General features: G+C 63.3%; 11 protein-coding genes. 9 read left to right on the plus strand and 2 right to left on the minus strand.

Features of this window, described 5'->3' with window-relative positions; all coding sequences use genetic code 11:
* Positions 1-393 precede the first annotated feature (393 nt).
* The 5 genes from CR152_RS17120 (at position 394) to CR152_RS17140 (ending at position 8,007) form a co-directional block, all read left to right on the plus strand.
* Positions 394-3,249, plus strand: a complete 2,856-nt coding sequence (locus tag CR152_RS17120) for a 2-oxoglutarate dehydrogenase E1 component (protein WP_099876344.1) — start codon at positions 394-396, stop codon at positions 3,247-3,249.
* 59 nt (positions 3,250-3,308) lie between these two features.
* Entirely contained in the window at positions 3,309-4,595 is a 1,287-nt protein-coding gene (gene odhB, locus CR152_RS17125) for a 2-oxoglutarate dehydrogenase complex dihydrolipoyllysine-residue succinyltransferase (RefSeq protein ID WP_099876346.1), read from the plus strand.
* A gap of 91 nt (positions 4,596-4,686) precedes the next feature.
* Positions 4,687-6,120: a dihydrolipoyl dehydrogenase gene (lpdA, locus tag CR152_RS17130; protein WP_099876348.1), complete on the plus strand. Its 1,434-nt coding sequence runs from the start codon at positions 4,687-4,689 to the stop codon at positions 6,118-6,120.
* 67 nt (positions 6,121-6,187) lie between these two features.
* Positions 6,188-7,285, plus strand: a complete 1,098-nt coding sequence (gene zapE, locus CR152_RS17135; protein WP_099876350.1) for a cell division protein ZapE — start codon at positions 6,188-6,190, stop codon at positions 7,283-7,285.
* Positions 7,286-7,305: 20 nt separating this feature from the next.
* On the plus strand, positions 7,306-8,007 hold the full coding sequence (locus CR152_RS17140; RefSeq protein WP_099876352.1) for a hypothetical protein: 702 nt from the start codon (positions 7,306-7,308) through the stop codon (positions 8,005-8,007).
* Between the two features lie 239 nt (positions 8,008-8,246).
* Here CR152_RS17140 and CR152_RS17145 read toward each other — a convergent pair whose 3' ends face one another.
* Positions 8,247-9,053, minus strand: a complete 807-nt coding sequence (locus CR152_RS17145; protein WP_099876354.1) for a PP2C family protein-serine/threonine phosphatase — start codon at positions 9,051-9,053, stop codon at positions 8,247-8,249.
* Between the two features lie 223 nt (positions 9,054-9,276).
* On the opposite strand from CR152_RS17145, the gene CR152_RS17150 reads away from it, so the two are divergent.
* From CR152_RS17150 to CR152_RS17160, 3 genes are read left to right on the plus strand one after another with little or no spacing between them, the layout of a single operon-like run.
* Positions 9,277-9,477, plus strand: coding sequence for a YdcH family protein (locus CR152_RS17150; protein WP_099876356.1), 201 nt, complete (start codon positions 9,277-9,279; stop codon positions 9,475-9,477).
* Positions 9,478-9,505: 28 nt separating this feature from the next.
* Positions 9,506-11,554: a DNA repair helicase YoaA gene (yoaA, locus tag CR152_RS17155; RefSeq protein ID WP_099876357.1), complete on the plus strand. Its 2,049-nt coding sequence runs from the start codon at positions 9,506-9,508 to the stop codon at positions 11,552-11,554.
* 3 nt (positions 11,555-11,557) lie between these two features.
* Positions 11,558-13,396 (plus strand): DUF885 domain-containing protein, encoded by a 1,839-nt coding sequence (locus CR152_RS17160; protein WP_229413428.1) that lies wholly within the window; start codon positions 11,558-11,560, stop codon positions 13,394-13,396.
* Between the two features lie 23 nt (positions 13,397-13,419).
* On the opposite strand, the gene CR152_RS17165 is transcribed toward CR152_RS17160, so the two are convergent.
* Complete coding sequence (locus CR152_RS17165) at positions 13,420-14,400, minus strand: NADPH:quinone oxidoreductase family protein (protein ID WP_099876359.1); 981 nt, start codon at positions 14,398-14,400, stop codon at positions 13,420-13,422.
* Positions 14,401-14,535: 135 nt separating this feature from the next.
* On the opposite strand from CR152_RS17165, the gene CR152_RS17170 reads away from it, so the two are divergent.
* On the plus strand, positions 14,536-15,228 hold the full coding sequence (locus tag CR152_RS17170) for a toll/interleukin-1 receptor domain-containing protein (RefSeq protein ID WP_229413429.1): 693 nt from the start codon (positions 14,536-14,538) through the stop codon (positions 15,226-15,228).

The raw sequence follows: 15,228 nt of genomic DNA on the forward strand, positions 1-15,228 counted from the left end.
TAACTATTATCATTTGCGCGGTCAATGGACTGGTCCCGGATTTACAATACGCAACAATCGCTTGTTTTAAAGGCGGAAGACCAGATAGGGGTATTGAGATAGCGCAGAAAACCAGCTTGCTAACTAACCACAAAATTGTGCCGTGTCAATTTCTTCAAGGGCCAAGTCGTGGTTTTGTTATCGCCCAATACAAAAAGATGATTGGCAACTTTTTTCGTAAGATGGAATGTTACGCTACAATACGCGTGCTATTCTTCCGACGTCGTAAGAATGCTGCGAGCTTTACAAGTCCTTCCCCACAACTTGATGTGCAATCCGCTAACCGGTCAGGCCGTGTCGCGGAAGGTTAGATTAACCCGCCAAACTCGCGAAGCGCGAAGAAAGGTGAGCAAGATGATGCAAGAACAAACCGCGAACTCCTATTTGTTCGGTGGTAACGCGCCGTACGTTGAAGAGCTGTACGAGGCCTACCTCGACAATCCAGGCTCGGTGCCAGACAACTGGCGCGCCTATTTCGACTCCATGCAGAACGTCCCTGCGGTCGACGGCTCCAACAAACCCGACGTAGCCCACGCTTCCGTCATCGCCTCGTTCGCCGAACGCGCCAAGGCCGGTCCGATCCGTGTCGTGACCGCCTCGCACGATCCTGAAATGGGCCGCAAGCGCGTCGCCGTCACCCAGCTGATCGCCGCGTACCGCTATCTGGGCTCCCAGTGGGCCAACCTGGACCCGCTGCAGCGCCAGGAACGGCCGATGATCCCGGAACTCGATCCGGCGTTCTACGGCTTCACCGATGCCGACATGGACATCGTGTTCAACATCAGCAATACCTACTTCGGCCCTGAAACCGCATCGCTGCGCGACCTGCTGAACATGCTGCGCGATACCTACTGCCGTTCGATCGGCGCCGAATTCATGTACATCGGCGATCCGGCGGAAAAGCGGTGGCTGCAGGAAAAGCTCGAAGCGATCCGCTCGACCCCGAACTTCACGGCCGAGAAAAAAGCCCACATCCTCGAGCGCCTCACGGCCGCCGAAGGCCTGGAGCGCTATCTGCACACCAAATACGTCGGCGCCAAGCGCTTCTCGCTGGAAGGCTCCGAGTCCTTCATCGCGTCGATCGACGAAACCATCCAGCGCGCCGGTGAAAAAGGCGTGCAGGAGATCGTTATCGGCATGGCCCACCGCGGCCGCCTGAACGTGCTGGTGAACACCCTGGGCAAGTCGCCGCAGGAACTGTTCGAAGAATTCGAAGGCAAGCATGGCGACGACCTGCCATCGGGCGACGTCAAGTACCACCAGGGCTTCTCGAGCGACATCGCCACCGCCGGCGGTCCGGTTCACCTGTCGCTGGCCTTCAACCCGTCCCACCTCGAGATCGTCAACCCGGTCGTCGAAGGCTCGGTCAAGGCGCGCATGGAGCGTCGCGGCGACAAGGATGGCGCGCAAGTGCTGCCGATCCTGGTGCACGGCGATGCGGCCTTTGCCGGCCAGGGCGTGGTCATGGAAACGCTGAACCTTGCGCAAACCCGCGGCTACGGCACGGGCGGCACGGTGCACATCGTGATCAACAACCAGATCGGCTTCACCACGTCCGACCCGCGCGATGCGCGTTCGACCCTGTACTGCTCGGACGTCGTCAAGATGATCGAAGCACCGGTGCTGCACGTGAACGGCGACGATCCTGAAGCGGTCGTGCTGGCGACGCAAATCGCGCTCGACTACCGCGTCCAGTTCAAGAAAGACGTCGTGGTCGACATCATTTGCTACCGCAAGCTCGGTCACAACGAGCAGGACACCCCGGCGCTGACCCAGCCGCTGATGTACAAGAAAATCGGCCAGCATCCGGGTACCCGCAAGCTGTACGCGGACAAGCTGATCGCCCAGGGCACCCTGGCGGCCGACGGCGGCGACAAGATGGTGTCGGCCTACCGCGACGCCATGGACGCCGGCAAGCACACGATCGATCCGGTCATTTCGAACTTCAAGAACAAGTACGCGGTCGACTGGCTGCCGTTCCTGAACCGCAAATGGACCGACAGTGCCGACACCGCCGTGCCGATGACGGAACTCAAACGCCTGGCCACCCGCATCACCACCGTGCCGGACGACTTCAAGGTCCACTCGCTGGTCGAAAAAGTGCTGGCCGACCGCGCCTCCATGGGCCGCGGTGAACTGAACCTGGACTGGGGCATGGGCGAGCACCTCGCTTACGCTTCGCTGGTCTCGTCCGGCTACGCCATCCGCCTGTCGGGCCAGGATGCCGGCCGCGGTACCTTTACCCACCGCCACGCCGTGCTGCACGATCAGAACCGCGAGCGCTGGGATGCGGGCAGCTATGTCCCGCTGTGCAATGTGTCGGAAAGCCAGGCGCCGTTCGTCGTCATCGACTCGGTGCTGTCGGAAGAAGCGGTACTCGCGTTCGAATACGGTTACTCGACCGCCGAACCGAATACCCTGACCATCTGGGAAGCCCAGTTCGGCGACTTCGCCAACGGCGCCCAGGTCGTGATCGACCAGTTCATCGCGTCCGGCGAAGTCAAATGGGGCCGCGCGTCGGGTCTCGTCATGATGCTGCCGCACGGTTACGAAGGCCAGGGTCCGGAGCACTCGTCGGCGCGTCCTGAACGCTTCCTGCAGCTGTGCGCGGACAACAACATGCAAGTGGTGCAGCCAACCACCGGCGCCCAGATTTTCCACCTGCTGCGCCGCCAGATGGTGCGCCAGTTCCGCAAGCCGCTGGTCATCCTGACGCCGAAGTCGCTGCTGCGTAACAAGGACGCCAGCTCGCCGCTGACCGACCTGGCCAAGGGCGCCTTCCACACCGTCATCGGTGAAGTCGACGAGAAAATCGACGCCAAGAAGGTCAAGCGCGTGATCGCCTGTTCGGGCAAGGTCTATTACGACCTGGTGAACGCCCGCAAGACGCGCGGCCAGCTTGATACCGCCATCATCCGTGTCGAACAGCTGTATCCGTTCCCGCACAAGTCGTTCGCGGCTGAACTGAAAAAGTTCCCGAATGCGACCGAAGTGGTATGGACCCAGGATGAGCCGCAAAATCAGGGACCATGGTTCCAGATCCAGCACAACATCTTTGAAAGCCTCGAATCGGGCCAGCGCCTGGCGTATGCGGGCCGTCCGGCTTCGGCCTCGCCTGCGGTCGGTTACGCCGACAAGCACAACGCGCAGCAGAAGGAATTGCTGGAAACGGCGTTCGCGAAGCTCAAGGGTTTCATCCTGACCAAATAATGACGGTGCGCCCCGGCTTCTGAGCGGGGCGCCGCAAAAAACAATACACGGAGTTTTACATGGCACAAATCGAAGTCAAAGTCCCAGTTCTGTCGGAATCGGTAGCGGAAGCGACCCTGCTGTCGTGGCACAAGAAAGTCGGCGAGCCAGTCTCGCGCGACGAAAACATGATCGATATCGAAACCGACAAGGTCGTGCTCGAACTGCCTGCGCCGAACGCCGGCATCATCACCCAGATCCTCAAGGGCGACGGCAGCACCGTTGTCGCCGGCGAAGTCATCGCCATCATCGATACCGAAGCCGCTGCCCAGGTCAGCCCGCTGCAAGTATCGTCCGCGCCGGTGCAGCCCGCGCCGGCGGCCGCCGATCCGGTTGCCGCCGCCATCAGCGCCATCGCCTCGAAAGCGAATGTCGCCATGCCTGCCGCCGCCAAGCTGCTGGCCGATAACAACCTGACCACGTCCGACGTTGCCGGCAGCGGCCGCGATGGCCGTGTCACCAAGGGCGACGTGCTCGGCGCGCTGGGTTCTGCAACCCAGCCCGGCGGCGTCAAGCCTGCGGCACCAGCCCCACTGGCAGCGCCCGCCGCGCCAGCCAAGGCCCCGCTGCAGCAGGTGGCCGCCCCCGCCGCCGCCAACCTGGGCGAGCGTCCGGAAGAGCGCGTGCCGATGAGCCGCCTGCGCGCCCGCATCGCCGAGCGCCTGGTGATGTCGCAGTCGACCAACGCCATCCTGACCACGTTCAACGAAGTGAACATGCAGCCGGTGATCGACCTGCGCAACAAGTACAAGGACAAGTTCGAGAAAGAGCACGGCGTCAAGTTGGGCTTCATGTCCTTCTTCGTCAAGGCCGCTGTCGCCGCGCTGAAAAAGTACCCGATCATCAACGCCTCGGTCGACGGTAACGACATCGTTTACCACGGCTACTTCGACATCGGCATCGCGGTCGGTTCGCCGCGCGGCCTGGTGGTGCCTATCCTGCGCAACGCCGACCAGATGTCGATCGCCGAAATCGAGAAGAAGATCGGTGAATTCGGCCAGAAAGCCAAGGAAGGCAAGCTGACCCTGGAAGACCTGACCGGCGGTACGTTCTCGATCTCGAACGGCGGCACCTTCGGCTCCATGCTGTCGACCCCGATCATCAACCCGCCGCAGTCGGCCATCCTGGGCGTGCACGCGACCAAGGACCGCGCCGTCGTCGAAAACGGGCTCGTTGTGGTGCGTCCGATGAACTACCTGGCGATGTCGTACGATCACCGCATCATCGACGGCCGCGAAGCCGTCCTGGGCCTGGTCACGATGAAGGAAACGCTGGAAGATCCTGCGCGCCTGCTGCTGGACCTGTAAGCACGCAGCGCGCCTCGCCGCCGCATGCTCCCCAGCGTGCGGCGGCCGATGTGGATATTCGTACCAGTAGAATAAAACAAGGGAATCAATAATGAGTGATGCAAAACAATTCGACGTGGTCGTCATCGGCGCTGGCCCTGGCGGCTACATCGCCGCCATCCGCGCGGCGCAACTGGGTTTCAAGGTTGCCTGTATCGATGAATGGGCCAACGCCAAGGGCGGTCCCGCTCCGGGCGGCACCTGCACCAACGTCGGCTGCATTCCATCGAAAGCGCTGCTGCAGTCGTCCGAGCACTACGAACACGCCGGCCATGCGTTCGCCGAGCACGGCATCGATTTCGCCGGCCTGTCGCTGAACCTGCCGCAGATGTTGAAGCGCAAGGAAACCGTCGTCAAACAGAACAACGACGGCATCCTGTTCCTGTTCAAGAAAAACAAGATCACCTTCTTCCACGGCCGCGGTGCGTTCACCGGCGCCGCTGAAGGCGGTTACCAGATCAGCGTCACCGGCGCCAATGCCGACACGCTCTCGGCCAAGCACGTCGTCATCGCGACCGGTTCCAACGCCCGTGAACTGCCGGGCGCACCGTTCGATGAAAAACTGATCCTGTCGAACAGCGGCGCGCTGACCATCAGCTCCGTGCCGTCCACCCTCGGCGTGATCGGCGCCGGCGTGATCGGCCTGGAAATGGGCAGCGTCTGGCGCCGCCTCGGCGCCAAGGTCACGGTGCTGGAAGGCTTGCCGACGTTCCTGGGCGCGGTCGACGAGCAGATCGCCAAGGAAGCGCACAAGCTGTTCACCAAGCAGGGCCTGGAGATCAACCTGGGCGTGAAGATCAGCAAGGTCACCGCCGGCGAGAACAGCGTCACCGTCGATTACGCCAACGCCGCCGGCGAAGCGCAGAGCGCCGTGTTCGACAAACTGATCATCTCGATCGGCCGCGTGCCGAACACCATCGGCCTGGGTGCCGACGCGGTTGGCCTGAAGCTCGACGAGCGCGGCTTCATCGCCGTCGACGACGACTGCAAGACCAATCTGCCGAACGTGTGGGCGGTGGGCGACGTGGTGCGCGGCCCGATGCTGGCGCACAAGGCCGAGGAAGAAGGCGTTGCCGTGGCCGAGCGTATCGCCGGCCAGCATGGCCACACCAACTTCAACACGATTCCGTGGGTGATCTACACCTCGCCGGAAATCGCGTGGGTCGGCCAGAACGAGCAGCAGCTCAAAGCGGCCGGCGTGGCCTACAAGGCAGGCACTTTCCCGTTCATGGCCAATGGCCGTGCGCGTGCGCTGGGCGATACGTCCGGCATGGTCAAATTCCTGGCCGATGCGACCACCGATGAAATCCTCGGCGTGCATATCGTCGGCCCGATGGCGTCCGAACTGATTTCGGAAGCCGTCGTCGCGATGGAATTCCGCGCTTCGGCCGAAGACATTGCGCGCATCTGCCACGCCCACCCATCGCTGTCCGAAGCGACCAAGGAAGCCGCGCTCGCCGTCGACAAGCGGTCGCTGAACTTCTAAATCCGTACCCCGCCGGGCGCGCCAGTTTGTCGATTGGCCCGCCCGGCTTTCTGCATTGCCTCCCCTGATGAATGTCCAAGAGTTCTACCAGCACGCCTTATCCCAACGCGGCTTTACCTCGGACGCGGCCCAGCAGCGCGCGGTCGACCGCCTGCAGCGCGCCTATGAGGAATGGGTCGAATTCCGCTCGCAGCGTTCGTCCACCTTCAAGCGCCTGATCAACCGCCCGGACGTGCCGCGCGGGGTCTACCTGTGGGGCGGGGTAGGGCGCGGCAAGTCGTTTTTGATGGACAGTTTTTATTCGGTGGTGCCGGTGGTGCGCAAGACGCGCCTGCACTTCCACGAATTCATGCGCGGCGTGCACCGCGAGCTCGATGAGCTCAAGGGCGTGGCCGATCCGCTCGACGAAGTGGCGCGCCGCATCGCCAAGAAATACCGCCTGATCTGCTTCGATGAATTCCACGTGTCGGATATCGCCGACGCCATGATTTTGTATAATCTGCTGACCGCCCTGTTCAACAACGGCGTGTCGTTCATCATGACGTCGAACTACGATCCCGACCTGCTGTACCCGGACGGCCTGCACCGCGACCGCATGCTGCCGACCATCGCCCTGCTCAAGGACAAGCTCGATGTGCTCAACGTCGACGCCGGCATCGATTACCGCAAGCGTGCGCTGGAACAGGTCGAAAGCTACTACACGCCGCTCAACGCCGCTTCCGACGAGGCGCTGCGCACGGCCTACGCGCGCATCGCCGAGACGGCCGACGAAGACCCGCGCATCCGCATCGAGGAGCGCGAAATCCGCGCGCTGCGCCATGCGGGCGGCATCATCTGGTTCGATTTCGCCACCCTGTGCGGCGGGCCGCGTTCGCAGAACGATTACCTGGAAATCGCCAGCCGCTTCCACACCGTGGTGCTGTCGGGGATACCGGCCATGTCGGCCGCCCAGTCGTCCGAGGCACGCCGGTTTACGTGGCTGATTGACGTCTTTTACGACCACAAGGTTAAACTGCTGATGTCGGCCGCCGTGGCGCCGGAAGAGCTGTACACGCAAGGGACGCTGTCGAACGAGTTTCACCGCACCGTCTCGCGTATTATTGAAATGCAGTCGCGTGAGTACATGGATGCGGAGCGCCGCGGCGCCGCCGACTCCCTCTCGTGACAGCCTACAGGACAAAGAACATGAAGAACTTCGCTTTTCCCCTGATCCGCGGCGCGGCGCTGGCGCTGCTGGCCGCTGGCCTGGGCGCCTGTTCCAACAGCCTGCTGCCGACTTCCATGGCGCCGGTGGTGCCGGCCACGGTGTCGCTGGAGCAGGCCGAACTCAAACTGGAGCAGGTGCGCACCCAGCGCGCCGCCACCGAAGCGCGTTATGCCAACAGCGAAGTGACCTGCTACGAGCGTTTCTTCGTCAATGACTGCCTGGACGAAGCGCGCGAATACCGGCGCGTGACGCTGTCCTACCTGAACGCGGTCGAGGACGAGGCCAAGCATTTCCAGCGCAAGGCCTCGGCCGATGCGCGCGACGTCGCGGTCGCAGAATCGGTGCGCGCGGCGGAAGCGGAAGAAGCGCGCCTGGCGGCCAATCCGGCGCCGGTGCCGGTGGAGGCGCCGCCCAAGGTGAAGGGACCGTCGACGAAGCCGACGCTGGAAGCGCGCAAGGCGGCGCAGGCGGCCAAGCTGGCGCGCATCGCGCAGCAAGAGCAGGCGGCCGTGCCGGAGCGCGCGGCCAACGCGGAAGCGTTTGCGCAGAAGCGCATCGATTCGGAGAAGCGCCAGCGCAAGGTCGAAGAGAAGAAAGCGGCCAGCGCGAAGAAGGCGGAGAAGGCGGCGAAAGATGCCGAAGCGGCGGCGCAGCCGAAGGAAGTCAAGATTTCCAAATAATTAGTCAGGCGTCGTTCACGCCTCTCCAGCGCTATGCTCGAAACCGTCGTCTCTGGCATTGCCAGAACCGACTTCCCGCGCCAAGGCGGCACTCGGCGGGAACCCAAGTTTCGATAGTCCGCGACTATATTACGGACTTGGGTTCCCGCCTGCGCGGGAACGACGAGCTAGCGGGAACGACGAGCTAGCGGGAACGACGAGCTAGCGGGAACGACGAGCTAGCGGAACGCGCAAACTCCTCAGACCGCCCGGCGCATCCGTTCGACCGTGTAATTCGGCACTTCCTTGGGTGGCTTGACCAGTTTGATGATCGCCATGGTGCAATTGCCGCCCTTGCCCTGGGCCCGTTCCACCGCCTTGTTGATCAGCAGTTCCGACGCCTGGCGCGGCGTGTTCTTGCTCGTCACGGCGCCCAGTTCGCTGTCCGTGAAGAAGTGCCACAGCCCGTCCGACGCCAGCAGAAAGGTGTCGCCCGCAGCCAGGTTTTCGTGGAAGCCCACGGCCACGAACGGCTCCTTGCGGCTGTTGCCCAGTACATTGACCAGCAGCTTGGAATGGCGGTGATTCTTGGCCGCTTCCAGCGGCAGCTTGTCGGTGCCGACCAGGTGCTCGACGTAGGGCAGGTCGCTGGTGCGCACCGCGCACTCGGCCCGGGTGAAGCGGTACAGGCGCGAATCGCCCACATGCGCCCACACCGCCGTGCCCTTGGGCGTGATCACCAGCCCGACGAAGGTCGTATGCGCCTCGGTCTTGCTGGTGAGCGCATTGAGATTGAGAACCGTGTGGGTTTCAAGCACGATCTCGCGCAGCAATGTCTGCAGGCGCTCGATGCTGGGATCGTCGCCCGGCTTGAAATTGTCGAATTGCTGCTTGGCCGTCAGCAGCACCTGGTCGGACGCGGTGGCGCCGCCGGATACGCCATCGGCCAGCACCGCCATCATGTAGCCGGGCGCGCGTGCCCCCGTGAACAGGGCGGTGCGGTCGGTCTGCTCTGGCCTGTTACCGATATGCTGCGCGGTTCCGGCCTCGATCTTGTAGTCATTCATATGCTTGGGGTAAAAGTCCTGGCTGCGTTACCATACGACTCTCTCGGCTGTCGTATTCGATATTATTGGCTGCAACGGCGCCGTAGATTAAACTATGCACTGAGTCGCCTCCTTGTTGCAAGCAGATACATTTTTCTGTGCGACAAAAATTGTTTCCGATTGTATGCGTTTTTGGGCAGCAGTTGATGAAATTTTTGAAATGAACTTGTCTGGAATGCCACACATGAACGATGTCCACACTATCCAGCGCCGCCTGATCGAACTCGATGTGGAACATCGCGACCTGGATGCGGTCATAGATATGTTGACCCTGGACGGGCACCACGACCAGTTGCAGCTGCGCCGGCTCAAAAAGCGCAAGTTGCAACTGAAAGACCATATTACCCTGTTGAAAATGCAATTGGTGCCTGATGTCCCGGCCTGATCCGTCTTCGCTTCACTGAAATGCCACCTTGACCGATCCTCTACTCGCGCCCGGGGCGCTACGCGACGCGCTCCCTGCCGCCGCCGACGGCGACGATGCGCCGCCCGCCGGCAAACACGATGCCGAAGTCGACCGCCTGTTCAGCGCGGGCGGCCCGCTCGCGCCCTCCGTCGGCAGCTTCAGCCCGCGCCGCTCGCAGACCGACATGGCCAAGTCGATCGCCCAGGCCATCGCCGACCAGAGCACGCTGATCGCCGAGGCTGGCACCGGCACCGGAAAAACCTTCGCCTACCTGGTCCCGGCGCTGCTGTGGGGCGGCAAGACCATCATTTCGACCGGCACCAAGAACTTGCAGGATCAGTTGTTCCTGCGCGACATCCCGACCGTGCGCGCCGCCCTCAAGGCGCCGGTTTCGGTGGCGCTGCTCAAGGGCCGCTCGAACTACGTCTGCCATTACCATCTCGAACGCACCCTGCAGAACGGGCGCATGACCTCGCGCGACGACGTCGGCAACCTGCGCGAAATCTCGCGCTTCATCAAGATGACGACGTCCGGCGACAAGGCCGAACTGTCCAAGGTACCGGAAAACGCCCTGATCTGGAACCTGGTCACCTCCACGCGCGACACCTGCATGGGCGCCGAGTGCCAGTATTACCAGGATTGCTTCGTGATGAAGGCGCGCCGCGAAGCCCAGCAGGCCGATGTGGTGGTGGTCAACCACCACCTGTTCTTCGCCGACGTGGCGCTGAAAGATACCGGCGTGGCCGAGCTGCTGCCGTCGGCCAATACCATCATCTTCGACGAAGCGCACCAGTTGCCCGACACGGCCACCTTGTTCTTCGGCCAGACGGTGTCGACCTCGCAAATCCTGGAACTGTGCCGCGACGTGCTGGCCGAGGGCCTGGCGCACGCGCGCGGCGGCCCGGACTGGGCCAAAGTGGTCACGGTGGTCGAAAAGGCCGCGCGCGACCTGCGCCTGACCTTCCCGCAAGACATCATGCGCCTGTCGCTGGCGCAGATCATGCCGTCGTCCGAGTTTTTCCCGGCTCTCAATACGCTCAAGGAAAAGCTGGCCGAGATGATCGACGTGCTCGAAGACCAGGCCGCGCGCGCCGAAACCATCGAGCAGGTGCGGGTGCGCGCGGTCGAACTGGCCGCCGCGCTGGACGCCTGGAAGCAGGATGGCAAGGGAAAAGTGGTCGAAGGCGACCAGGCGGTGCTGTGGGTGGAGGCGTTTTCATCTTCGCTGCAGCTGCACAAGACGCCGCTGTCGATCGCGCCGATCTTCAATAACCAGCGCGAAGGCACGCCGCGCAGCTGGATCTTTACCTCGGCCACCCTGGCGGTCAAGAATGACTTCAAGCATTTCTCGAACCAGATGGGCTTGACGGGCGAGCCGGCCAAAACCTGGCCGAGCCCGTTCAACTACGAAGAGCAGGGCTTGCTGTACGTGCCGAACGGCTTGCCGGAACCGAATTCCTTCGGCTACACCGACGCCGTCATCGATTGCGCACTGCCGGTGATCGAGGCGGCCGGCGGACGCACCTTTTTCCTGTGCACCACGATCCGCGCGGTCAAGCAGGTGTCCGAGCGCCTGCGCGACGAGTTCGCCAAGCGCGGGCTCGACTTTCCGCTCTTCGTCCAGGGCGAGCGCGGCCGCACCGAATTGCTCGATTCCTTCCGCAATGCCGGTAACGGCGTGCTGGTCGGCTCGCAAAGTTTCTGGGAAGGCGTCGACGTGCGCGGCGATGCGCTGTCGCTGGTGATCATCGACAAGCTGCCGTTCGCGCCGCCCGACGATCCGGTGCTGGCCGCGCGCATCGACGTGATGGAAAAGCAGGGCTTGAACGGCTTCATGCACCACACCCTGCCCGAGGCCATCATCAACCTCAAGCAGGGGGCAGGGCGCCTGATCCGCGACGAGGCCGACCGCGGCGTGCTGATGATCTGCGACCCGCGCCTCATTTCCAAGTCGTACGGCAAGCGCGTCTGGCAGAGTCTGCCGTCATTCAAGCGCACCCGCCTGCAGGAAGATGTGATCGCCTTTTTTAAACCGCCTCAAGAAATCCAGGACTAAGCCATGACCGTGCTGCGCTCGCTGTTACTTTCCGCCTTGATGGGCACGACCGTGGCCGCTGGCGCCGTGGACCAGGCTGCGGCCCGGATCAAGGCCCAGGTTCCCGCGCCGCCGCCTCTGGCCGCTGAGGCAAAAATGGCCGCCAATCCGGCTGCGCAGCTGGCCCAGCTGGCCGAACGCTATTACGAGGAGCAGGCGCGCTACGAGCCGGTCAACGCCACCTTCGCCGGCGACAACCGCTTCGACGACTTGCTGCCGATGACCCTCGTGCCATCGGTGCGGGCGCGCCAGTTCGCCATGCTGCACGAGGTGCGCGACGAGCTGGCCCGGATCGACCGCAGTAAACTCACGGCGCTCGACCTGACCACCTACGACATCCTCGGTTTCGAGGTCAACAACCTGCTGCGCTTCGAGTCGCTCAAGGATTACCTGCTGCCGATGAACCAGATGGACAGCCTGCCCGTGCTGCTGGCCAATTTCGGCGCCGGCGATGGCTCGCAGCCGCTGGCCACCGTGGCCCATTACCAGGCTTACCTCAAGCGCATCACGGCGTTGCCGCAGTGGACCGACGCGGCGATTGCCAACATGCGCACCGGCATCAAGCAAGGCGTGGTGCAGCCCAAGGCATTGGTGCAGGCGCTGCTGCCGCAGATCAAGGCGCTGGCCGCCGCAACGGTCGACACCAGCCAGTACGCCGCGCCGGTGCGCGCGCTGCCGGCATCGTTCAGCAAGGGCGAAAAGGCGCGCATGACGGGCGCCTACCGCGAAGCGGTGCGGGTGCAGGTGCTGCCGTCGCTGCGCAAGCTGGCCGCCTTTTTGGAAACCGAATACCTGCCGGCCGCGCGCGAGACCGCCGGCTGGGGCAGCCTGCCGGACGGCGGCAACTGGTACCGCGCCTGGGTGGCGGCGCAAACCACGAGCGCGCTGGCGCCGGAAGAAATCCACCGCATCGGGCTGGCCGAGATGACCCGCATCAATGCCGAATTCACCAGGCTGGCGCCCAAGCTGGGCTACACGGGGGCGCCGGCCGGCTTGCCGCGCTGGCTGACGCAGCAGCCCAAGTACCGGCCGTTCAAGACCGAGGAAGACGTGCTGCAGGCCTACCGGGCGCTGAACGCGCGCATCCTGCCGATGCTGCCGCGCCTGTTTGCGACCATGCCCAAGGCGCCGCTGGAAATCCGCGCCGAACCGGCCCTGTCGCGCGATACCGCGTCCGACCATTACACGGCCGCGGCGGCGGATGGCTCGCGTCCGGGCATCTTCTGGGCCGTGATTCCCGATCCGGCCAAATACGCCAGCACGCGCATGACGTCGCTGTTCCTGCACGAAGGCCATCCCGGCCACCATTTCCAGTTGTCCAAGCAGCAGGAGTTGCCGATTCCAAAGTTCCGCAAGTTCGGCGGCAACAATGCCTATATCGAAGGCTGGGCCCTGTACGCCGAATCGCTGGGCAAGGAAATGGGCTTGTATGAAGACCCGAACGCCTATGCCGGCCACCTGATGCTCGACATGATGCGCGCGGCCCGGCTGGTGGTCGATACCGGCCTGCACGCCAAGGGCTGGACGCGCGAGCAGACCATCCGTTTCCTGGTCGATGAGGCCGGCAGCACCGAAGACGATGCGCGCAACGCGACCGAACGCTACATGGCGTGGCCGGCGCAGGCGCTGGGCTACAAGGTGGGGGCGCTGAAGATCATGGAACTGCGCCAGCGCGCGCAGACGGCGCTGGGCGACAAGTTCAGCCTGGCGAAGTTCCACGATGCGGTGCTGGCCGACGGCACCTTGCCGCTGGCGCTGCTGGAGACCAGGATGAATGCCTGGATCGCGCAGCAGGCCAAGTAGAGGCGGCTTGGCCGCCCGGCAGCTCAGGCGTCCGGCACGATCACCACCTTGCCGGTGACCTTGCGCGCGGCCATGTCGTTCAGTGCCTGCGCCGTCTGTTCCAGTGCGTAGCGGCCTGATATGCGCGGCCGGATCTTGCCTTCGGCCAGCCATCCCATCAGTTCGCGCATGGCCGCCATATTGGCCTTCGGTTCGCGCTTGGCGAACTCGCCCCAGAACACGCCCATCAGCGAGGCGCCCTTGAGCAGGGTCAGGTTGAGCGGCAGCTTGGGGATGTCGCCGTTGGCAAATCCGACCACCAGGTAACGCCCGCGCCAGCCGATCGACCGGAAGGCCGGCTCGGCGTAGATGCCGCCCACCGGATCGTAGATCACATCCGGCCCCTTGCCGTCGGTGGCGGCCTTGATCGCTTCGCGCAAATCCTCGTTGCTGTAGTTGATGGTGGCGTCCGCGCCATGCTCGCGGCACACCGCCAGTTTGTCGTCGGTGGACGCGGCCGCGATCACGCGCGCGCCAAGCGCCTTGCCGATTTCAATGGCGGCCAGGCCCACGCCCCCGGCCGCGCCCAGCACCAGCATCGTTTCGCCCGCCTTGAGGGCGGCGCGGTCGACCACCGCGTGGTGCGAGGTGCCGTAGGTGAGGGTGATGGCGGCGGCGGTGTCGAAATCCATGCCGGGCGGCATCGGCATGACCGCCTGGGCCGGCACCACGATCTGCTGCGCGAACGCGCCCTGGGCGGTAAACGCGATCACCCGGTCGCCCAGCTTGACGTTGGTCACTCCCTCGCCCAGCGCGCTGACCACGCCCGACAGTTCGCTGCCGGGGGTAAATGGCAGCTCGGGCTTGAACTGGTACTTGCCCTGGATGATCAGCACGTCCGGGAAGTTGACCCCGGCCGCCTTCACGTCGAGCAGCACCTGGCCGGGTCCGGCCACCGGGGCGGCCACTTGTTCCACTACCAGGCTGTCGGGCAGCCCCCACGCTTTGCAAACCACGGCTTTCATTGGTGTCTCCGATGAGTGTTATAAAAAAATAGTACGACCGTTTGATTTTTTATTATGCCTCAATTCCGTGCGCCCGGGTTGGCGGCGGACGGCTGAAACGCGCCGGGCCCGGCCGGGACACTCAGCGGTTTGCGCGTGCGCAAAGCCACCTCGGCCGCGCTTGTTAAAGTCGACAGCGCGAGCGCATCAGTGGGACCACCGGAGAGGGAGGCTGACATGGCAATCCGTTATGGCTGTTTCTTTAGTTACGCCCACGGTCGCCGCGATGGACTGATGAACCAGTTCAAGATCGCCCTGTCGGACGCCATCCGCTGCTATCTGGAACCGTATTTTGACAATGAGGACGAGCTGTTCATTGACACGGAACAGCTCGGCGGCGGCGACGATATCGACCGCCGCATCGCGCGCGCCATGTGCGAGAGCGTCACCATGATCCTGATCTACTCGCCCAAGTACGAGGCCCACGGGTACACGCGGCGCGAGTTCGCGGCCATGCAGCAGATCGAGGCCGAGCGAAGTCGGTGGTACACCATGCCCAGCCACCTGATTATTCCCGTGATTATGACCATGCACCCGGCCCGCCTGCCGCCCCAGATTGCCGGTTCCAATTTTTACGTGGATTTTTCGCATTTCACGATGGCGACGGGCGACCTGAAATCGCACCCGGAGTTCCTGCCCGATATCAAAAAGATCGTGAACAGGATTGTCATCCAGTATGAGTACCTAAAAAAGTACACCCCTGTCGGCCATGATTGCAACCAATTCGTGCTTCCCGATGTCCCACCCGTGTGGCGCGATCTGCCGGATCTGACTTTTCCGAAAAAATAA

This window comes from Massilia violaceinigra, assembly GCF_002752675.1.
Classification (GTDB): Bacteria; Pseudomonadota; Gammaproteobacteria; order Burkholderiales; family Burkholderiaceae_D; genus Telluria_A; species Telluria_A violaceinigra.